The organism is Bradyrhizobium arachidis, from assembly GCF_024758505.1.
GTDB classification, from domain to species: Bacteria; Pseudomonadota; Alphaproteobacteria; order Rhizobiales; family Xanthobacteraceae; genus Bradyrhizobium; species Bradyrhizobium manausense_C.
Genome location: NZ_CP077970.1, coordinates 2,680,134 through 2,699,212, shown reverse-complemented (window position 1 = coordinate 2,699,212; position 19,079 = coordinate 2,680,134). Strand labels below are relative to the sequence as shown.

21 protein-coding genes and 1 other RNA gene are annotated in these 19,079 nt (G+C 64.3%); 9 read left to right on the top strand and 13 right to left on the bottom strand.

Annotation, left to right across the window (positions count from 1 at the left end; genetic code table 11):
* Positions 1 to 5 precede the first annotated feature (5 nt).
* Positions 6 to 911, top strand: coding sequence for a phosphoserine phosphatase SerB (gene serB / locus KUF59_RS11925; protein ID WP_212457246.1), 906 nt, complete (start codon positions 6 to 8; stop codon positions 909 to 911).
* A gap of 101 nt (positions 912 to 1,012) precedes the next feature.
* Here serB and KUF59_RS11920 read toward each other — a convergent pair whose 3' ends face one another.
* From KUF59_RS11920 to KUF59_RS11865, 12 genes are all read right to left on the bottom strand, one after another.
* The gene (locus KUF59_RS11920) at positions 1,013 to 2,512 is read right to left on the bottom strand and encodes a Do family serine endopeptidase (RefSeq protein WP_212457247.1); all 1,500 of its coding nucleotides are present in this window, start codon (positions 2,510 to 2,512) and stop codon (positions 1,013 to 1,015) included.
* A gap of 150 nt (positions 2,513 to 2,662) precedes the next feature.
* Positions 2,663 to 2,869, bottom strand: a complete 207-nt coding sequence (locus KUF59_RS11915; RefSeq protein ID WP_212457248.1) for a DUF2065 domain-containing protein — start codon at positions 2,867 to 2,869, stop codon at positions 2,663 to 2,665.
* A 67-nt stretch (positions 2,870 to 2,936) separates the two neighbouring features.
* On the bottom strand, positions 2,937 to 3,839 hold the full coding sequence (gene hflC, locus KUF59_RS11910) for a protease modulator HflC (protein ID WP_258769480.1): 903 nt from the start codon (positions 3,837 to 3,839) through the stop codon (positions 2,937 to 2,939).
* Entirely contained in the window at positions 3,836 to 4,972 is a 1,137-nt protein-coding gene (gene hflK / locus KUF59_RS11905; protein WP_212457250.1) for an FtsH protease activity modulator HflK, read from the bottom strand. The genes hflC and hflK overlap by 4 nt, the downstream gene beginning before the upstream one ends.
* 151 nt (positions 4,973 to 5,123) lie before the next feature.
* Positions 5,124 to 5,633, bottom strand: coding sequence for a dihydrofolate reductase (locus KUF59_RS11900; protein ID WP_258770000.1), 510 nt, complete (start codon positions 5,631 to 5,633; stop codon positions 5,124 to 5,126).
* The gene (locus KUF59_RS11895) at positions 5,633 to 6,118 is read right to left on the bottom strand and encodes a GNAT family N-acetyltransferase (protein WP_258769478.1); all 486 of its coding nucleotides are present in this window, start codon (positions 6,116 to 6,118) and stop codon (positions 5,633 to 5,635) included. The genes KUF59_RS11900 and KUF59_RS11895 overlap by 1 nt, the downstream gene beginning before the upstream one ends.
* Positions 6,119 to 6,123: 5 nt before the next feature.
* Positions 6,124 to 6,918 carry a thymidylate synthase gene (locus KUF59_RS11890; RefSeq protein WP_258769477.1) on the bottom strand — a complete coding sequence of 265 codons (795 nt, stop codon included), beginning with the start codon at positions 6,916 to 6,918 and terminating at the stop codon, positions 6,124 to 6,126.
* Positions 6,919 to 7,092: 174 nt separating this feature from the next.
* Positions 7,093 to 8,073, bottom strand: coding sequence for a tripartite tricarboxylate transporter substrate-binding protein (locus KUF59_RS11885; protein WP_258769476.1), 981 nt, complete (start codon positions 8,071 to 8,073; stop codon positions 7,093 to 7,095).
* Positions 8,074 to 8,195: 122 nt separating this feature from the next.
* On the bottom strand, positions 8,196 to 9,713 hold the full coding sequence (locus KUF59_RS11880) for a tripartite tricarboxylate transporter permease (RefSeq protein WP_212457443.1): 1,518 nt from the start codon (positions 9,711 to 9,713) through the stop codon (positions 8,196 to 8,198).
* A 4-nt stretch (positions 9,714 to 9,717) separates the two neighbouring features.
* Complete coding sequence (locus tag KUF59_RS11875; RefSeq protein WP_212457254.1) at positions 9,718 to 10,482, bottom strand: tripartite tricarboxylate transporter TctB family protein; 765 nt, start codon at positions 10,480 to 10,482, stop codon at positions 9,718 to 9,720.
* A gap of 91 nt (positions 10,483 to 10,573) precedes the next feature.
* Positions 10,574 to 11,107, bottom strand: a complete 534-nt coding sequence (locus KUF59_RS11870) for a chromate transporter (protein ID WP_258769475.1) — start codon at positions 11,105 to 11,107, stop codon at positions 10,574 to 10,576.
* Entirely contained in the window at positions 11,104 to 11,610 is a 507-nt protein-coding gene (locus tag KUF59_RS11865; protein WP_408918092.1) for a chromate transporter, read from the bottom strand. Before KUF59_RS11865 ends, KUF59_RS11870 begins: the two co-directional genes overlap by 4 nt.
* Positions 11,611 to 11,813: 203 nt before the next feature.
* Between KUF59_RS11865 and ssrA the strand changes: the two genes are divergently transcribed.
* From ssrA to KUF59_RS11825, 8 genes are all read left to right on the top strand, one after another.
* Positions 11,814 to 12,188, top strand: a transfer-messenger RNA (tmRNA) gene (gene ssrA, locus KUF59_RS11860).
* A 129-nt stretch (positions 12,189 to 12,317) separates the two neighbouring features.
* Complete coding sequence (locus tag KUF59_RS11855; protein ID WP_212457257.1) at positions 12,318 to 12,839, top strand: SspB family protein; 522 nt, start codon at positions 12,318 to 12,320, stop codon at positions 12,837 to 12,839.
* Positions 12,840 to 12,922: 83 nt separating this feature from the next.
* Positions 12,923 to 14,353: a class II fumarate hydratase gene (fumC, locus tag KUF59_RS11850; RefSeq protein WP_212457258.1), complete on the top strand. Its 1,431-nt coding sequence runs from the start codon at positions 12,923 to 12,925 to the stop codon at positions 14,351 to 14,353.
* A 269-nt stretch (positions 14,354 to 14,622) separates the two neighbouring features.
* Entirely contained in the window at positions 14,623 to 14,811 is a 189-nt protein-coding gene (locus tag KUF59_RS11845) for a DUF4169 family protein (protein WP_212457259.1), read from the top strand.
* Entirely contained in the window at positions 14,808 to 15,062 is a 255-nt protein-coding gene (locus KUF59_RS11840; RefSeq protein ID WP_212405073.1) for a ribbon-helix-helix domain-containing protein, read from the top strand. Before KUF59_RS11845 ends, KUF59_RS11840 begins: the two co-directional genes overlap by 4 nt.
* A gap of 117 nt (positions 15,063 to 15,179) precedes the next feature.
* A complete protein-coding gene (locus KUF59_RS11835; RefSeq protein ID WP_212457260.1) occupies positions 15,180 to 15,467 on the top strand; it encodes a FeoA family protein in 288 nt (95 codons plus the stop codon).
* 18 nt (positions 15,468 to 15,485) lie between these two features.
* The gene (gene feoB / locus KUF59_RS11830) at positions 15,486 to 17,357 is read left to right on the top strand and encodes a ferrous iron transporter B (RefSeq protein WP_258769474.1); all 1,872 of its coding nucleotides are present in this window, start codon (positions 15,486 to 15,488) and stop codon (positions 17,355 to 17,357) included.
* A 349-nt stretch (positions 17,358 to 17,706) separates the two neighbouring features.
* Positions 17,707 to 18,336: a glutathione S-transferase family protein gene (locus KUF59_RS11825; protein ID WP_258769473.1), complete on the top strand. Its 630-nt coding sequence runs from the start codon at positions 17,707 to 17,709 to the stop codon at positions 18,334 to 18,336.
* Between the two features lie 41 nt (positions 18,337 to 18,377).
* Here KUF59_RS11825 and KUF59_RS11820 read toward each other — a convergent pair whose 3' ends face one another.
* Positions 18,378 to 19,058, bottom strand: a complete 681-nt coding sequence (locus KUF59_RS11820; RefSeq protein WP_258769472.1) for an adenylate/guanylate cyclase domain-containing protein — start codon at positions 19,056 to 19,058, stop codon at positions 18,378 to 18,380.
* Positions 19,059 to 19,079: the final 21 nt, after the last annotated feature.

Sequence of the window (19,079 nt, the reverse complement as noted above, 5' to 3'; positions counted from 1 at the left end):
CTCAAATGTCCCTCGTCGCCACGCTGATCTGCAACCCGAATAGTCCCGCGCTCGACTCCACCATCGTGGACGGCGCCCGCGCCGTGCTGCCCCAGGCTGCGCCCGCGCACTGGCTGTTCGACGGCGTCGCGGTCGACATCCCCTTCGGCGCCGAGAATAACCTCGAACGCGACCGTCACGCCATCGAGGAGCGGCTGCGCGAGATGCGCGGCGATCTGCCGATCGACATCGTCGTGCAGCCTGCCGGCGTCCGGCGCAAGAAGCTTTTTCTCGCCGACATGGACTCCACCATGATCGGCCAGGAATGCATCGACGAGCTCGCCGATTTTGCCGGCCTCAAGGCGCATGTCGCCGCCATCACGGAACGCGCGATGCGCGGCGAGATCGAGTTCGAGCCGGCGCTGCGCGAGCGTGTCGCGCTCTTGAAGGACTTGCCGGTGAGCGTGGTCGACGAGGTGCTCGCAAAGCGCATCACGCTGACGCCGGGCGGCCGCGCACTGGTCGCTACCATGCGCGCCAACGGCGCCTATACCTGCCTCGTCTCCGGCGGTTTTACGCTGTTCACGAGCGCGGTGGCAGCCAAGATCGGCTTCCAAGAGAACCGCGCCAACGAGCTGATCGTGCGCGACGGCAAGTTCACCGGCGAGGTGAAGGAGCCGATCCTGGGCCGCGCGGCGAAGCTCGCCACGCTGGTCGACCTGATGGAGTCGTTCGATCTCGACGACATCGATACGGTCGTCGTCGGCGACGGCGCCAATGATCTCGCGATGATCCAGGCCGCAGGCCTGGGTGTGGCCTATCACGCCAAGCCGGCCGTGGCGGCGGCAGCGGCAGCGCGGATCGATCACGGCGATCTCAGCGCGCTACTGTATGCGCAGGGGTATTCGCGCAAGGAGTTCGTGGAGGGGTAGTCTCTCCAGTCGTCATTCCGGGATGGTCCGAAGGACCTGACCCGGAATCTCGAGATTCCGGGTTCGATGCTACGCATCGCCCCGGAATGACTGCACCTCTCTTACTGCACGCTCAGCGCCACGAACCGCAGCTCGCCCTCGCCGTTGGAGACGAGCAGCAGCACCGACTTCTTGCCGTCCTTCTTCAACGTCTCGATACGCTTCTGGACGTCGGCACCGCTCGAGACCGCTTCCTGCGCGACCTCGACGATGACGTCGCCGGCCGAGAGCCGCTTCTCGGCAGCGTCCGAATTGGCATCGACGCTCGTGACGACCACACCCTTGACGCTGTCCTTGATCTTGTAGCGCGTGCGCAGATCCTTGCTCAGTGTTGCCAGATCCAGGCCGAGCGCCTTCTGCGTCACCGGCTTCTCCGGCGCGGGCTCGTCGGTCTTGACAGCCGCCTGCACCTTCTCGGGATCCTGAAGGCGGCCGAGCGTGACCTTCTTGGTCTCCTCCTGGCCCTTGCGGATGATCACGACGTCGACTTCCTTGCCGACCGCGGTGTCGGCGACGACGCGCGAGAGATCCTTGGGATCCTTGATATCCTTGCCGTCGAACTTGACCACGACGTCGCCGGGCTCGATGCCGGCGGGCTTCGCCGGACCCTTGTCGTCGACGCCGGCAACCAGCGCGCCGCGCGCGGGCTTGATGCTCAGGCTTTCGGCGATCTCGTCGGTGACGCTCTGGATGCGCACGCCGAGCCAGCCGCGGCGCAATTCGCCGAACTGCCGAAGCTGGTCGACCACGCCTACGACCGTCTTCGACGGCACGGCAAAGCCGATGCCGATCGAGCCGCCGGAGGGCGAGATGATCAGCGTGTTGACGCCGATGACGTCGCCTTCGAGATTGAACAGCGGACCGCCGGAATTGCCGCGATTGATGGCGGCGTCGGTCTGGATGTAGCTGTCGTACGGACCCGAGGAAATATCGCGATTCTTGGCCGAGACGATGCCGGCGGTCACGGTGCCGCCGAGACTGAAGGGGTTGCCGATCGCCACCACCCAGTCGCCGAGCCGCAGCTTGTCGGAGTCGCCGAACTTGACCGCCACCAGCGGCTTCGTCGGCTTGAACTTCAAGACCGCAAGATCGGTCTTCTTGTCGACGCCGACCAGCTCCGCCTTGATCTTGGTGCCGTCGTTGAGGATGACGTTGATCTCGTCGGCATCCGCGATGACGTGATTATTTGTGACGACGACGCCCGACGTGTCGATGATGAAGCCGGAGCCGAGCGAGTTGGTCTTGCGCGGCGGCGTGTTGTCGCCGCGCTCGCCGCCCTTGCCGGCGCCGGGGCCGCGGCGGTTCTTGAAGAAGTCGTCGAAGAACTCCTCGAAGGGCGAGCCGGGCGGCAGTTGCGGCATGGTGTTGCTGCCGCCGCCCTTGGCCTCCACGGTCTGCGAAGTCGAGATGTTGACGACCGCGTCGATCACCTTCTCGGCGACGTCGGCGATGCCCTCCGGCCCACGCGCGGCGGCGGGCGAAGCGATGACGCTGAAAGCGCCGAGCGCGATCGCAGCCAGACCAAGGCGCAAGCGGGTCGTGGCAATGGTGGCAGCGGTCATATCAGATGATCTCCAGAGAGTCGGGGGTTGGCACCACACTGCGCTCGACCGAAGGGCGGCGCAAGCACGGACCTTAACGGGCCTCAAAACCCCGATAATACGGCGAAAGACCGGCCTACGCGCTTCACTTTGGCGTTTGGAGCGGATTTCTCAGCTATGGCGGCGCATTACCCAGATCAGGATCAGGCCGACCACCGCCGAGGCGATGCCGACGCCCCTCAGGATGTGATCGGGGGTTGCAAGCGCGCTCTTCATCGCCTTGCGCATCCAGTTCGGACTCGCCGCGAACATTATGCCTTCCAGCACAAACAGGATGCCCAAGCCGATGAGGAAGTCGGCAAACGCTATGGACCTCATCGGACGGGAACCTCCCCTCGTGCTGTTATCGTTGTCTTGTGGGCGGCTTGCGAAGCCGCCCTTGATCTCAAGGCTTCGGAGCCGGTGTCTCCGCGCCCGTCTTGCCGGACGGGTGACTGAAGTACCGGAAGAAATTCGAATCCGGCCGCAGCAGGTAGCGGGTGTCGCTGGAGCGCAACCCGTTCTCATAGGCCGCCATCGAACGGTAGAAGGCGAAGAAATCTGGGTCCTTGCCGTAGGCCTCGGCAAACAGCCGGTTGCGCTCGGCATCGCCCGCACCGCGGATCTGTTCGGCCGCGGAGTTGGCCTCGGCGACGATGACGGTCGCCTCACGATCGGCCTTGGAGCGGATTTCCTGGGCCTTCTGGGCACCCTGCGCGCGGAACTCGGCCGCTTCGCGCTGACGTTCGGTCTTCATGCGGTCGTAGACCGCCTGGCTGTTCTGGTCCGGCAGGTCGGCGCGGCGGATCCGGACATCGACGACCTGGATGCCGTAGCCGTCAGCTTCGCGGTCGAGCTGCTCGCGAATGCGCGCCATCAGCCGCTCACGTTCGTCGCGAACCACCGCAATGAAGGTGACCTCGCCGAGCACGCGGCGCAACGCTGCGTTGAGCAGCGTCGTGAGCTGGAGGTTCGCAGCCTGAATCGAGCCGACGCTCTGATAGAAGCGCAGCGCGTTCTTGATGCGGTAACGCGCGAACGCATCGACCACGAGCCGCTTCTGGTCGGAGGCGATGACTTCCTGCGACGGGTTCTCGAGATCGAGGATCCGCTTGTCGATGCTGATGACGCTGTCGATGAACGGTGCCTTGAAGTTCAGCCCGGGCTCAGTGACGACCTTGACGGGCTCACCGAGGCGAACCACGAGGGCCTGTTCGGTCTGCTGCACCGTGAAGACCGAGCTGTAGGCCACGATCAGGACGAGCAGCAGAACGAGCAGCGAGACGAAACCTGTGACCGGAGACCTCATCGGTTGCCTCCGCTCTGCTGCTGGCCCTGCGGCGCCGGCGGCCGCCGCGGCGTCAATTCGTTGAGCGGCAGATAGGGCACGACGCCCTGCCCTGCCGCACCGTCGATGACGAGCTTTTCGGAGCCGCCGAGCACGCGCTCCATCGTCTCCAGGTAGATCCGTTCACGCGTCACGTCGGGCGCCTTCTTGTATTCGTCGTAGACCTTCAGGAAACGTGCGCTCTGGCCTTTGGCCTCGGCAATCGCCTGCTCCTTGTAGCCTTCGGCGACCTGCGAAATTTGCGCCCCACGGCCACGGGCTTCGGGGACGACACGGTTGGCGTAGGTCTGGGCCTCATTCTGTGCCCGCTCGAAGTCGGCGCGCGCGGCTTGCACGTCGCGGAACGCGTCGATGACCTGCGCCGGCGGGTCGACCTTCTGCATCTGCACCTGGGTGATCTGGACGCCCGAGCCGTAGCTGTCGAGCGTCTTCTGCATCAGCTCCTGCACGCCCTGCTCGGTGACGTTGCGCGCACCGGTCAGGATCGGCTGGATCTGCGAACGGCCGATCACCTCGCGCATCGCGCTTTCGGCGACCGCCTTCACGGTGCCTTCGGGGCTCTGGATGTTAAACAGGAAGTCGCCGACGCCGTCGGGCTTGATGCGCCACAGCACGGTGAAGTCGACGTCGACGATGTTCTCGTCGCCGGTCAGCATCAGGCTCTCTTCAGGCACGTCGCGCATGGTGCGGCCGCGGCGGGCCGGATCGTCGATCAGCGTCATGCCGATGGAAATGGTGGAGACGCGCAGCGCCTTGGGCAGCAGCACGGTCTCGATCGGATAGGGCAGATGATAGTTCAGGCCGGGCTGCACCGTGCGCACATGCTTGCCGAATCGCAGCACGACGCCAAGCTCTTCGGACTGCACGCGGAAGAAGCCGGAGAGCAGCCAGATCGCGATACCGATCAATAGGATCAGCGTGATGCCAACGCCGGAGAAATAGCCGCCGGGCAGGAGCTGCTGGAGACGGTCCTGGCCGCGCCGCAGAAGGTCTTCGAGATCCGGCGGCCTCGGCCCGACCGGTTGCGGGCCTGAGCCCCATGGCCCCTTCGAGCCCGAGCCCCACGGGCCACCGCCCTGATTCTTCCACGGCATTCGACAGTCTCCTCGGCAGGGTGGAATTGCCCCCGCCCGCTTTGTCCGGACGCTTTATAGGGGACCCAAGGGACCCTTACAACGCAAGCTTGGTCGTCTTCCGAGCTATGCCGGCCCGGGGAAAAGTCAATGTAAACATTGGCGAAAGCGGTTAATCCGGGCGCCGCCGACGATATGTCACATAGGAGAAGTCGGCGCTGTCGTCCGGCCCCGCAGAATGACGCTCGCGCGCCATCTCGTCCCATTGCGCCTTGTCGATCTCGAAGATCGTGTCGCCGTCGGGGCGCGCGTGCACTTCCGTGATCTCGAGGCGGTCGGCACTGTCGAGCAACTGCCTGTAGATTTCGGCGCCGCCGAGTACGGCAATTTCGGCGACGGAACGCCGCAGGGCATCGCCGCGCGCGATCGCGAGCGCGTCCGCCGACGACGTCGTCACCACGGCACCGCTGGCGCGATAGGCCGCATCGCGGGTGATGACGATGTTGGTGCGCCCGGGCAACGGCCGGGGCAGCGACTCGAACGTCTTGCGGCCCATCACCACCGGCTTGCCGATGGTCAGCGCCTTCAAGCGTACCATGTCGGATTTCAGCCGCCACGGAATCGCGTTGCCGGCGCCGATGACGCCGTTCTCCGCTATCGCAACGACGAACACGATCTCCATCACTCAGCCTTCCCTGCAAGATTGGTCAGGGCATCGCCGGTGACGCGGCACAGCGTCCAGTCATCCATCATGACAGCACCGAGCGATTTGTAGAATTCGATCGACGGCGTATTCCAGTCGAGCACCGACCATTGCAGACGCGACCAGCCATTCGCCACGCATTCTCTCGCGAGATGCACGAGCAGCGCTTTGCCGATGCCCTTGCCGCGATGCGAGGGACGCACGAAGAGGTCTTCGAGATAGATGCCGTGGCGCCCGCTGAAGGTGGAGAAATTCAGGAACCACACTGCGAAGCCGACCGGCTCCGCGTTCCACTCGGCGATGTCGCAGAACAGCAGCGGGTTATCGCTGAACAGCGCCTCCGCGATGTCCGCTTCGGTCGCCTCAAGCTCGTGCCGCAGCTTCTCGTACTCGGCAAGCTCGCGGACGAAGGCAAGAACCAGCCCCGCTTCACCGGGGCGCGCACGGCGGATGACCAGCGACATCGGGTCTAGACCGCGACTTCCGCCTTGATGTGCGGATGCGGATCGTAGCCGACGAGCTCAAAATCCTCGTAGCGGAAGGAGAAGATGTCCTTCACGTCAGGGTTGATCCGCATCACCGGCAATGCGCGCGGCGAGCGCGTGAGCTGCAGCCGCGCCTGTTCCAGATGATTGGAGTAGAGATGCGTATCGCCAAAGGAATGCACGAACTCGCCCGGCTTCAGCCCCGTCACCTGCGCCACCATCATGGTCAGCAGCGCGTAGGAAGCGATGTTGAAGGGCACGCCGAGGAACACGTCGGCCGAGCGCTGATAGAGCTGGCACGACAGCTTGCCGTTGGCGACATAGAACTGGAACAGGCAGTGGCAGGGCGGCAGCGCCATCTTCTCGACGTCGGCCGGATTCCAGGCGGTCACGATCAGCCGGCGCGAGTCCGGGTTGCGCTTGATCATCTCGACGACGTTGGCGATCTGGTCGATGCTGCGGCCGTCGGGCGCGGGCCAGGAGCGCCATTGATGTCCGTAGACGGGGCCAAGGTCCCCGTTGGCATCGGCCCATTCGTCCCAGATGCTGACGCCGTTATCCTTGAGGTACTTGACGTTGGTGTCACCCTTCAGGAACCACAACAGCTCATGCACGATCGCCTTCAGCGGCAACCGCTTGGTGGTCAGCATCGGGAAACCGGCCGACAGGTTGAAGCGCATCTGATGGCCGAACACCGACAGCGTGCCGGTGCCGGTCCGGTCGGTCTTCTCGGCGCCGTCTGAGAGAATCCGCTCAAGCAGGTCCTGATACTGGTGCATGGGGTCGCGCTATGGCCTTTCCGGGGACGGCGAACTTAACGGCCGACCCTGCCCTTCGACAGCGGCGATTCGCCGATCCCACAGATTATACCCGGAAAAAGTGAGCGCTCCGCACCTAAAGGACAAGGGGCGGAACCACCGTTCCGCCCCTCTCTATCGGCTTGATCGGGCTCGCTAACTTGCCGGCTTGAGCACTGCGCTCCACTTCGCGACTTCGGCTTTGACGAGGGCGGCAAGCGCCTCCGGCGTGCGGTCTGCGGCTGCCGGGATCACACTGCCGAGTTCGAGCAGGCGCTTCTTGACGTTCTCGTCGTCGAGCGCCTTGACGGCGGCCGCGTTGAGCGTCGCCAGGATCGCCGGCGAGGTTCCCTTCGGCGCAAAGACCGCGTTCCAGGCCTGGGCCTGGAATGCCGGCAGCCCCGCTTCCGCCGTGGTCGGCACGTTGGGCAGCGACGGATTGCGCGCGGGCGTCGCGATCGCATAGGCCTTGATGGTGCCGGCATTGATCTGCGGCACGGCGTTGACGATCTGGTCGCACATGTAATCGACCTGGCCGCCGACCAGCGCGTTCATCGCGGGGCCGGTGCCGTTGAAGGGCACGCCGACCGGCTTGACGTCGAGGATCGAATGCAAGAGTTCGCACGAGACGTGCGACACCGAACCGATGCCGGCGTGCGCGGCATTCACCTTCTCGGCATTGGCCTTCACGTAGGCCACGAACTCCTTCAGATCCTTCGGCGGAAAATCCTTGCGCGCCAGGATCAGGATCGGCGTGCCCGCGAGCAGCGCGACCGGCTCGAAGTCCTTTTCGGGATGGTAGGCGAGCTTGGGATAGAGCGGAACGGACGCGGCATGCGTGCCCATATGCCCGGTGATCAGCGTATAGCCGTCATTGGTTGCGCGTGCCGCCCGCGTGGTGGCGGTGGTGCCGCCGGCGCCGACCACGTTCTCGATGATGATGCTCTGTCCGAGCGTCTGCGCCATATGCGCAGTGACGATGCGGGAGATGACGTCGGTCGGACCGCCGGCGGCGAACGGCACGATCATGGTAATGTTGCGCGTCGGATAGTTTTGCGCTTCAGCCGGTGCGACAATGGCGCACAGCGAAGCCACCGCAGCGACGCATGCGCCCGCAAGCGTGCGAATGGTGTTCATCTCAATCCCCTTCGAAACGTCAAAGAAAAATGCCGGCCATGATGGCCGGCATTTTCATTTCACCAGACTGCGAGGAAAGTCGATGCCTTCCGCCTGCGGCCCGCCGACGCAGGCGCGCCGGATCAGTTCTCCGATTCGGTGAACACCTCGTCGCGCTTGGCGCGCAGGGCGGGCAGCACCGCGAGCACCAGAAGCCCCGCCGCGATCGCGAGCAGCACCGCCGATAACGGCCGCGTCACGAACACGCTCCAGTCGCCGCGCGAGATCAGAAGCGCGCGCCGCAGGTTCTCCTCCATCAGCGGCCCGAGCACCATGCCGAGCAGCAGCGGCGCCGGCTCGAAATCGTGCTTGATCAGCCAGTAGCCGACCAAACCGAACACGCCGGCAAGGATGACGTCGACGGGCGCGTTGTTGACGGAGTAAATGCCGATCGCACAGAAGATCACGATCGACGGGAACATCAGCCGGTAAGGCACGCGCAACAGCCGCACCCAGATGCCGACCAGCGGCAGGTTGATGATGATCAGCATCAGATTGCCGATCCACATCGAGGCGATCATACCCCAGACGAGATCCGGCTGCTTCTGCATCACCTGTGGGCCCGGCACGATACCGTGAATCGTCATCGCACCCACCATCAGCGCCATCACAGCGTTCGGCGGGATACCGAGCGTGAGCAGCGGGATGAAGGAGGTCTGCGCCGCGGCGTTGTTGGCGCTCTCCGGCGCCGCCACGCCCTCGATCGCGCCGCGGCCGAACCGCGACGGGTTCTTCGCTATCTTCTTCTCCAGCGTATAGGCGGCGAAGGAGGCGATCACCGCGCCGCCGCCCGGCAGGATGCCGAGGATCGAGCCGAGCACCGTGCCGCGTCCGATCGCGGGCGCGGAGTCGATGAGATCCTTCTTGGTCGGCATCAGGCCGGTGATCTTCTGTTGCACCAGGTCACGGTTCAGTTCCGCGCCGTGATCCAGGTTGCGGATGATCTCGGCAAAGCCGAACACGCCCATCGCGACGGTAGCAAAGCCAAGGCCGTCGGCGAGCTCGGGGATGTTGAAGGCCATGCGGGACGCGCCGGTCTCGATGTCGGAGCCGACCATGGAGAGCAGCAGTCCCAGCACGATCATCGCGATCGCCTTGAGCACGGAGCCCTTCGCCAGCACGACGGCAAAGATCAGGCCCAGCACCATCAGCGAGAAATACTCGGCCGGGCCGAACGCCAGCGCGAGTTTTGTGAGGGGCGCGCCGAGGACCGCGATCAACACGGTCGCGACGCAGCCGGCGAAGAACGAGCCGATCGCTGCGATCGCCAGCGCCGGGCCGGCACGGCCCTGCTTGGCCATCTGGTGACCGTCGAGCGCGGTGACGACCGAGGTCGCTTCGCCCGGGATGTTGACCAGGATCGAGGTCGTCGAGCCGCCATACTGGGCGCCGTAATAAATGCCGGCGAGCATGATCAGCGCGCCGACCGGCGGCAGGCCGAACGTGATCGGCAACAGCATCGCCACCGTTGCGATGGTGCCGATACCGGGCAGCACGCCGACCAGCGTGCCGACGAGGGCGCCGATCAGGCACATCAGCAGGTTGATCGGCGTGAGAGCGACGACGAAGCCGTGAGCGAGGTTGGCAAAGAGATCCATTATGCCCTCACTGCACCAGGAAACGCGGGAACATCGGCATCGGCAGCCCCAATATGTAGGGGAACAGGATTGCGCAGCCGATCGTCAGGCAAGCACCGACGATGATGGCCTCGATCCAGCGCGTCTCATGCGAGCCGGTCGCTGCGATCAGGAAGCTTGCGAACGCCGAGACGACGAGACCCAGTGGGCGGATCGCCAGCGCAAAGAACAGGATCGCCGCCATCACGAACAGCGGGCCCCGCCAGGAGTAATGCGCGAGCGCCGGCCCGTCCTGCAAAAGTCCGGTGAGCGCGATGCCGGCCGACAACGCGACCAGCAGCCCGCCGAACATGCGCGGTGCCGTGCCGGCTCCGAACGAAAATCCACGCATGCCCTGCAGGTCGCTCGACGCCCACAGCGCAAACAGCGCCACCGCCATCAGCACGACGCCGCCGATATAGTCCTGCGGCGACCTGATCGTCATGAAGATCGTGAGGATCGCCACCGCAAACAGCGGATAGGAGTAGATCAGCGCCAGGAGCACGTCCGAGGACAGCTTCTTGGCCTCGCCGCCGAACGAGCCGAACACGGCGCCGGGTGCTCCTGCGAGCAGTGCGCTCGTGTGGCCGATCAGCGCGGCCGCGGGTCCGCGGCCGCTGCCCCAGCCGACGATGGTCCCGAGCGACCAGATGATTTCGAAGATTTGCGGTGCCAGCGCCAGCACGAAGATGCCGAGCGCCACCCGCGCATTGTTACGCGTAGCTGTCGCTGAATGGCCCATTGTGTCGGCCATGCATGTCTCCTCCGCGACCCGTCGTCACGAGCCTTGTTGTTGTCACGGTTGGATCTGGAACCCCACCCGGATACTTGCCTAGCGAGTTTCGTCAGACAACGCCAGCAAAACCCAAAATGCCCCCGGCAAGCAACAGCCAGAGCGGGTTCATGCGCGTTGCAAAGGCAGCCACCGCGACCACGCCCGTCAGCAACAATGCGACAAGGTTCTTGTCGGTTGCCTGCGCCAGGATCAGGGCGCTCGCCGCCATCAGCCCGATCGACAGAGGAACCAGCGCGGCCTGGATGATCGCGGGCCAACGCGACCGGGTCGAGCGGTTCAGCAGCCTGCTCACGGAATAAGCCAGCAGGGCCGTCGGCAGGCACATCGCGAGCGTTGCGGCCAATGCACCGGGAATGTCCGCGACCGAATAGCCGATCAGGGTGACGATCAGGACGTTGGGCCCGGGTGACAATTGCGAGATGGCGTAGGCATCGGCGAACTGCTTCTCGCTCATCCAGTGATGGACTTCCACCGCGATGCGGTGCATCTCGGGCACGGCCGCGGCGGCGCCGCCGACCGCGAACAGGGACATCAGGCCGAAGGTCGAGATCAGGGCCCAGATCGGGTTTCCGTGCGGCGTCATGCTGCTACTTTCCGCCGCAGCGCGAAGGTCACGGCGATGCTGAGGGGGATTGCGACCAGCAGCACCGTCTGGAGCGGCCAGCGCATCACGCCGATGGCCGCCAAAACACCGAGCATCAGGACCAGCGCGATGGCATCGCGCGACTTGAGAAGGGGCATCATCATGCGGACCACGACCGCGATCAGGAGCCCGACGGCGGCGCAGGACACCCCGGCCAGTCCGCGGCGCAATGGCTCGAGTTCGCCGAAATGGGCATAGAGCATGGCAAGGGCCGTCATGATCAGCGTCGGCGGCCCCAGCAGGCCCGCGAAGGCCGCGACCCCGCCGGCGATTCCTCGCAATCGCGAGCCGAACACCATCGACAGATTGACGATGTTGGGACCGGGCAGGAAATGGCAGAGCGCAAATGTCTCGTTGAACTCCTCCGCTGTCATCCAGCGGTGCTGGTCCACGATGGCGTGCCGGGCAAACACCAAGACCCCGCCGAACCCCGCCAGCGACATTTTTGCAAAGGCTGTGAACAGTTTGCAAAGGCTGTGAACAGCGCCAGCAGGCTGGGCGGCGGGCCGGCATCGCCTGATGCATCCGGCTCTTGCGCGGCCTGCGGTGAATCCGAGGACATATCCGAAGCTTACGGCCCGTGCCGCGGCCACGCCAAGGCTCTCGCGGGACCTATCCAAAGGAACCGGTCCCGGCCGGTGGGAAACCCCTGTTTTTCTAATCCTTTGCCCCCTATATTGGAGGTGCCGGTTCGCCGGCTATGGAAATAAACGGTCGTCGCAATAAACCATTCGGACCCGGGGGCGGTACCCGGCGCCTCCACCAAAGCCCACCAGATTGGGTTTTTTGCCGCCGAAAGGCGGGCTTTGGCGGGGGCGAAATAGGATCGACGAGGGCGTAAAGGGCGTACTTTTTCTCGGTATGGTTCCGCCGTTATCGGGCTACTGCAATAGTTGCAAACGACAACTATGCTCCGGTTGCTCAGGCTGCGTAACGCAGTTTGAAAGACCATCTTAAAGCCCTAACGGGTTAAGCTCCGTTAGGCGGGGTTCGGAGGCACCTGGCAACAGAAGCCTCCACTTCCTTTTTTCTCCCCAGCGGGGACTCCAGCTACTCCCGTAGGCGCGGTAGCATGGACGCTTGGCGAGTCGGGCCGCGAGCGGCGGTTCGGACCGGCAGATTGCGACAGGACCGATAGTCAGGATCCACAATGGCGACCGATCATATCCGATACGACGTGCTGGCACGGGACGCGTTGCGCGGCGTGCTGCGAAAGGTGCTGAGCGATGCTGCAGCGCACGGATTGCCGGGCGAACATCATTTCTTCATCACCTTCGTATCGAAGGCCGAGGGCGTAAAGCTCTCGCCGCGGCTGCTGGCGCAATATCCGGAAGAGATGACGATCATCCTTCAGCACCAGTTCTGGGACCTAACGATTCTCGAGGATCGTTTCGAGGTCGGCCTGTCTTTCGGCGGCATCCCGGAGCGCCTGGTGGTGCCGTTCAGCGCCATCAAGAGTTTCCTCGATCCTTCCGTGAAGTTCGGCCTCCAGTTCGACACGTCTGATGTCGCCGAGGTTGCGCCGGCGACGCTGCCGGCAGCGCCCGCAGCGTCGGCCGTGTCGGTGCCTGCTCCGGCCGCCGAGAAGGCGGAGGCCGAGGAAGAGCCGGCTGCGCCGAGCCAGAGCGGCGGCGCCGAGGTCGTTCGCCTCGATCGTTTCCGCAAGAAATGATCCAGATCCGGGCCTTGCAGCGCTAAGCCCGGCCGAACTGCCTATATAAATGAGCATAAGAGGTCGCGCGCCCGCGCGGCAGGATGGATATGCTCATGGACAAGACGACCAGCGCTGCGCGAAGCCCCGCCACCCGCATCGAGACCGACAGCTTTGGTCCGATCGAGGTCCCCGCCGATCGCTATTGGGGCGCGCAGACCGAACGCTCCCGCCAGAATTTCCGGATCGGTGAAGACCGCATGCCGATCTCGCTCGTGCATGCGCTCGGCATCGTCAAGCTCGCCGCGGCCATGACCAATCGCGAACTCGGGCTCCTTGATCAACGGCGAGCCAACGCCATCATCCGCGCCGCGCGGGAGGTGGTGGCCGGCGACTGGGATGCGCATTTTCCGCTGGTGGTCTGGCAGACCGGTTCGGGCACGCAGTCCAACATGAATCTGAACGAGGTGATCGCCAACCGCGCCAATGAATTGTTGGGCGGCGAGCTCGGCGCCAAGAAGCCGGTGCATCCCAACGATCACGTCAATATGAGCCAGTCCTCGAACGACTCCTTCCCGACCGCGATGCATATCGCCGCCGCGGACCGTATCATCGCCGATCTCGTCCCTGCCTTAAGCGAGCTGCACCGCGCGCTGCGCAAGAAGGAGAAGGCATTCGCCAAGATCGTCAAGATCGGTCGCACCCACACCCAGGACGCAACCCCGCTGACGCTCGGACAGGAATTCTCCGGCTATGCCGCGCAGGTCGAGAGCGGCATCGCGCGGCTGAAGGTGGCGGTGAAGGATCTCTATCCGCTGGCGCAAGGCGGCACGGCGGTCGGCACCGGCCTCAATTCCAAGCCGCGCTTCGCAAAACTGTTCGCCAAGCATGTCGCCGGCATCACCAAGCTGCCCTTCACCAGCGCCGCCAACAAATTCGAGGCGCTGGCCTCGAACGACGCCTATGTGCTGGCGCATGGCGCCGTCAATTCGGTCGCGACCGGCCTGTTCAAGATCGCCAACGACATCCGCCTCTTGGGATCCGGCCCGCGCTCCGGGCTCGGCGAATTGATCCTGCCGGAGAACGAGCCGGGCTCCTCGATCATGCCCGGCAAGGTCAATCCGACCCAGTGCGAGGCGATGACCATGGTGTGCTGCCAGGTTTTCGGCAACCACACCGCGATCACGGTGGCCGGCAGCCAGGGCCATTTCGAGCTCAATGTCTTCAAGCCGGTGCTCGCCTACAACATGCTGCATTCGATCCGGCTCCTGGCCGATGCCGCGCGCTCCTTCACAGAGCATTGCGTCGACGGTATCCGCGCCGACGAGAAGCGGATCCGGGAGCTGATGGAGCGCTCGCTGATGTTGGTGACCGCGCTGGCCCCCAAGATCGGCTACGACAACGCCGCCAAGGTGGCCAAGACGGCGCATGCCAACGGGACGACGCTGAAACAGGAGGCGGTCCAGCTCGGTTTCGTCTCCCCGGACGAGTTCGACCGCCTGGTCAGGCCTGAGAAAATGACCGGTCCGGGCTGAATTCCGATAGGCCTCCGTAATCATACGGAGGCCTAAGCCTCATGAAATATGGGGCTTAAATGACGGGCTTTGATTACCGTCAATGTTTGCAGCCCGGCAGGTGCTAGCCAATGTTCACCCCTCCAGGGGGGCAAATTCATGTTTGATGGTACCAGAGGCCGATTGACGAGGACGATCGAATGGCGATCAAGTCTATTGCGGTGCAATTCTGCGCCTTGTTTCTGAGGGTTTCATCCCGCCCGGCGAGGATCGGGTGATGGAGACGCGGCATGGGGAACGTCATCAATCTGAACCGCTTCCGGAAGCGCGCGGAACGCGAAGCCTCGGCGAAGCAGGCGGACACCAACCGAGCGAAGTTCGGCCGCACCAAGGCCGAGCGCATGTCGGAGGAGAAGCGCCAGGAGCAGGCGAAGGAGCGCCTGGACCAGCATCGGATCGATCGCGAGGAACTGCCATGAAGTCACCCGTCGTCAAGCGATCGATCGTCGTCGCCGGCCACAAGACAAGCGTCAGCCTGGAAGAGGCGTTCTGGAACGGGATGAAGGAGATCTCGGGCCTGCGCAACATGACGCTGTCGGAGCTCGTCGGCGAGATCGATAACAATCGCCAGCAGGGTAACCTGTCGTCCGCGATCCGGCTGTTCGTGCTCGACTACTTCAAGCACCGCGCCGGATCGGGCCAGGCCGAGGCGAAAGCGGCCGCCGAATAGGGCGCAAAAGCCTGACCTGTGCGCAAAACCCTGCGCGCACTTTATAATCACTCTAAGGTGCAGCCTCGATAGGGCGCGCGCGCTTGACCTGCCTGCCTGCGGTTGAAAATACAGGTCATGACCGAAGATAATGACCCGCGCTCGCAGGCGCCCGCTTCCCTCCCGCTGGGCCTCGCCCGGCGCGGCTTTTCGGGCACCATCCAGCATCTGTCCGCCGGCCAGGCCGGCTCCGCCCTATCCGACATCGAACTCGAAAGCCGCCTGATCGAGCTCGGCTTCGTCGAGGGCGCCAAGGTCGAGATTCTGCACGAGGGCATCGTCGGCCGCGACCCGATTGCGGTGCGCGTCGACAACATCACCGTCGCCGTTCGCCGGCGCGAGGCCATGGCCATCTTCGTCGCCTGACGCCACCGGATCTGCCCCATGGAAGCACCCTTGCTGCATCTGGCCCTCGTGGGCACGCCCAACAGCGGCAAGACCTCGCTGTTCAACGCGCTGACCGGCAGCCGGCAGAAGGTCGCGAACTATCCCGGCGTCACCGTCGAGCGCAAGGAAGGCTTCTTCGTCACGCCCTTGGGACGTCAGGTCTCCGTGGTCGACCTGCCCGGCACCTATTCGCTGCGCGGCCGCAGTCCCGACGAGGAGATCACCCGCGACTTCGTGCTCGGCAAGGCATCCGGCGAGATCAAGCCCGATCTCGTGCTGTGCGTCGCCGATTCCACCAATCTGCGCCTCACCATCCGCCTGCTGCTCGAGCTCAAGCGCACCGGGCGGCCGCTGGTGCTGGTGCTCAACATGTTCGACATCGCCACGCGCCGTGGCATCACCGTCGACGTCGAGCGGCTGGCGCAAGAGCTCGGCGTGCCCGTGGTCACCTCGATCGCGGTGCGCAAGGGCGGCACCGCCGAGCTGTTGAAGCACACGGACGAGATTTCCGCGCAGGTTCAGCCGCAGGCCCAGGCGAACACGTGGCGGGCGCTGACCGTGTCCGAGCTGCGCGCCACGCAACGCGAAGCCGACCGGATCATCGCCGCGAGCGTCAGCCTGCCGAGCCGTCCCGACACCTGGACCGCGCGGATCGATGCCGTGGTGCTGCACCCCGTCGGCGGCCTGCTGGTGCTGGCGCTGATCCTGTTCGTGATGTTCCAGGCGGTGTTCGCCTGGGCAAAACCGCTGATGGAGCTGCTCTCCGGCGGGTTCGACGGGCTCGGGCAGCTCGTGCACGCTACGCTACCCGCCGGCCTGTTGCAGAGCTTCCTCCAGAACGGCGTGATCTCAGGCGTCGGCAGCGTCATCGTGTTCCTGCCGCAGATCATCATCATCTTCCTGTTCATCCTGCTCCTGGAAGATTTTGGCTACATGGCGCGCGCCGCGTTCCTGATGGACCGCATCATGGGCGGCGCCGGCCTGCACGGCCGCGCCTTCATTCCGCTGTTGTCGAGTTTTGCCTGCGCCATTCCCGGCATCATGGCGACGCGCGTGATCGACGACAAGCGCGACCGCCTGACCACGATCCTGATCGCGCCGCTGATGACCTGCTCGGCGCGCATCCCCGTCTACACGCTGATCATCTCGGCCTTCATTCCGGACACCGACGTCTGGGGCTTCATCAATCTGCAGGGCCTGGTGATGTTCGGCCTCTACGCCGCCGGCATCGTCAGCGCGCTTCTCGTGTCCTTCGCGATCAAGTTCTTCATGCTGCGCGACTACGCGCCGGCGCCGTTCATGCTCGAACTGCCCGACTACAAGATGCCGCGCCTGAAATCGATCGCGATCGGCATCTTCACCCGCGCAAAGATGTTCCTGCAGCGCGCCGGCACCACGATCTTCTCGATGATGGTGCTGATCTGGTTCTTGGCCTCGTTCCCGCAGCCGCCCGCAGGCGCCACCGAGCCCGCCATCGACTTCAGCCTCGCCGCGGTGATCGGCAAGTGGCTGGAGCCGCTGCTCGCGCCCGTCGGCTTCAACTGGCAGATCGCGGTGGCCCTGATCCCGGGCATGGCGGCGCGCGAGGTCGCGGTCGCGGCGCTCGGCACGGTCTATGCGATCGAGGGCGGCAAGGAAGCGGCGGAGCAGATCGGCCAGGTGCTGGCAACAAAGTGGTCGCTGGCGACCGCGCTGTCGCTGCTCGCCTGGTACATCTTCGCCCCGCAATGCGCCTCCACGCTGGCGGTCATCAAGCGCGAGACCGGAAGCTGGGCCTGGATGGCGACGACCTTCGTCTACATGCTGGCGCTGGCCTATCTGGCGAGCCTTGCGACCTACAATATCGCCGTCGCGCTCGGCGCGGGCTAGCCGCTCCAACAAAAGCATCGAAACAACCCCATGCACAGTAGCCGGCGGGGCGGCCGGCGCCATGGGGTCAATTTCGGAAAATCAGTTGACACGTCGGGCAAATCGGTGGCAAGATGGCATCATCGGAGAATTCGCAAGCCGCCCACGCCTAGCTCGGATGGCGTGATTTGCATCTGTTGATGCGAGAGGCTGGATAAAGCTTCAGCACGAGCGGCTGGTGCCCTCCGCCTTGGAGCCGACGATCTCGTAACCGGCCCGATTTCTCCTCACCCTACAGACTGACGACCGCCGCGACGGGGCCTCCTGCCGCGACAACGATCCCGCAACCGAAAAAGCCAGGGAGAACGTCATGAAGTTCTACGACTGCACAACGGCGCCGAGTCCGCGCCGCGTGCGTATCTTTCTTGCCGAGAAAGGGCTGACCTTACCGACCGTGCAGGTCAATTTGCGCAACGGCGAGCAGTTCACGCCGGCGTTCCGCGCGCTCAATCCCGGTTGCACGGTCCCGGTCCTGGAGCTCGACAGCGGCGCGGCGATTACCGACGTCATTGCGATCTGCCGCTACCTCGAGGAGCTCCATCCCGATCCTCCGCTGATGGGCAGGAGCGCGGAGGAAAGAGCCGTCATCGAATCCTGGCTGCGGCGGATCGAGTGGGACGGAATCTACGCAGCCCAGGAGGCGTTTCGAAATGGCGCGCCCGGACTGACGGGCAGAGCCCTGCCCGGTCCTGTGGACCTGGACCAGATTCCCGCGCTCGCGGAGCGCGGACGCCTTCGGCTTCAGCATTTCTTTGCGTGGCTCGATGCACGGCTCGCCGACAATGAGTTTGTCTGCGGACCACACTTTACGATTGCCGACATCAGCGGCCTGATCGCCGTCGACCTTGCGGCCCGGGCGAAGCTCACACCGCCCGAACATCTCGGCCATCTGCAAAGATGGTACAAGGACGTTTCAGCGCGCCCGAGCGCCAAGAGCTGATCCTGGCAAATGCATCAGCCCCTCTCCGATGAACGACCGCGTCAGGCCGTGAGCGGTTCTCGCGGTGACAGCCAAATCGAAATTGGATTTGCTCGGCCGGCAATTCGGCAGCAGCCATGTGGCTTCAGTTTATCAACTGCTAACCGATGGGCGTCTTGCGGGATTGCGGCAAATAGCTCGTCACTCACAATGAGGGATGCGCCAAGCCTCCGAGTGAGCGTTTCGAGCTTGCGCGCCACGTTTACGGTGTCTCCGGCGATTGTTTGTTCCAGATGTCCTTCCACGCCAATTTGGCCCATGCCAACCGAGCCCAAATGTACGCCGATGCCGATGCTCAGAGGCAATTCTCCGCGAGCGCTGCGGTCAGCACTCCAAGCCGCAATCGTGTCCAACATTCCGAAGGCACAGGAGAGGGCCTGACCGGCCGCGTAGCGCATATCATGGGAGTCACCGAACATAGCCACGATAGCGTCGCCCTGGTACTGTACAACCTTGCCCTCATGCTGAATGACGCGTGTCGCCATGTGCTGTTGGTAGTTGCGCAGAAAGCTCATGTGCTCTGCGGGTGACCATTCTTCTGTCATGCAGGTGAACCCGATTATGTCGGCGAAAAGGATTGCCGCGCGCTCGACCCGCACGACTTCCCGCGGAAGGGAAGTCCGGCAAGCAGGCTCCCAAACGTCTTTGATCAAAGGAATACCATTCAAATTTGCGGCGCCCATGGCGTAACCTCTCTGGGTCCG

Coding starts and splice junctions, on each gene's coding strand:
- serB (WP_212457246.1), top strand. CDS start 6: ATGTCCCTCGTCGCCACGCTGATCTGCAACCCGAATAGTCCCGCGCTC.
- KUF59_RS11920 (WP_212457247.1), bottom strand. CDS start 2,512: ATGACCGCTGCCACCATTGCCACGACCCGCTTGCGCCTTGGTCTGGCT.
- KUF59_RS11915 (WP_212457248.1), bottom strand. CDS start 2,869: ATGAGGTCCATAGCGTTTGCCGACTTCCTCATCGGCTTGGGCATCCTG.
- hflC (WP_258769480.1), bottom strand. CDS start 3,839: ATGAGGTCTCCGGTCACAGGTTTCGTCTCGCTGCTCGTTCTGCTGCTC.
- hflK (WP_212457250.1), bottom strand. CDS start 4,972: ATGCCGTGGAAGAATCAGGGCGGTGGCCCGTGGGGCTCGGGCTCGAAG.
- KUF59_RS11900 (WP_258770000.1), bottom strand. CDS start 5,633: ATGGAGATCGTGTTCGTCGTTGCGATAGCGGAGAACGGCGTCATCGGC.
- KUF59_RS11895 (WP_258769478.1), bottom strand. CDS start 6,118: ATGTCGCTGGTCATCCGCCGTGCGCGCCCCGGTGAAGCGGGGCTGGTT.
- KUF59_RS11890 (WP_258769477.1), bottom strand. CDS start 6,918: ATGCACCAGTATCAGGACCTGCTTGAGCGGATTCTCTCAGACGGCGCC.
- KUF59_RS11885 (WP_258769476.1), bottom strand. CDS start 8,073: ATGAACACCATTCGCACGCTTGCGGGCGCATGCGTCGCTGCGGTGGCT.
- KUF59_RS11875 (WP_212457254.1), bottom strand. CDS start 10,482: ATGGCCGACACAATGGGCCATTCAGCGACAGCTACGCGTAACAATGCG.
- KUF59_RS11870 (WP_258769475.1), bottom strand. CDS start 11,107: ATGACGCCGCACGGAAACCCGATCTGGGCCCTGATCTCGACCTTCGGC.
- KUF59_RS11865 (WP_408918092.1), bottom strand. CDS start 11,610: ATGTCGCTGGCGGGGTTCGGCGGGGTCTTGGTGTTTGCCCGGCACGCC.
- KUF59_RS11855 (WP_212457257.1), top strand. CDS start 12,318: ATGGCGACCGATCATATCCGATACGACGTGCTGGCACGGGACGCGTTG.
- fumC (WP_212457258.1), top strand. CDS start 12,923: ATGGATATGCTCATGGACAAGACGACCAGCGCTGCGCGAAGCCCCGCC.
- KUF59_RS11845 (WP_212457259.1), top strand. CDS start 14,623: ATGGGGAACGTCATCAATCTGAACCGCTTCCGGAAGCGCGCGGAACGC.
- KUF59_RS11840 (WP_212405073.1), top strand. CDS start 14,808: ATGAAGTCACCCGTCGTCAAGCGATCGATCGTCGTCGCCGGCCACAAG.
- KUF59_RS11835 (WP_212457260.1), top strand. CDS start 15,180: ATGACCGAAGATAATGACCCGCGCTCGCAGGCGCCCGCTTCCCTCCCG.
- feoB (WP_258769474.1), top strand. CDS start 15,486: ATGGAAGCACCCTTGCTGCATCTGGCCCTCGTGGGCACGCCCAACAGC.
- KUF59_RS11825 (WP_258769473.1), top strand. CDS start 17,707: ATGAAGTTCTACGACTGCACAACGGCGCCGAGTCCGCGCCGCGTGCGT.
- KUF59_RS11820 (WP_258769472.1), bottom strand. CDS start 19,058: ATGGGCGCCGCAAATTTGAATGGTATTCCTTTGATCAAAGACGTTTGG.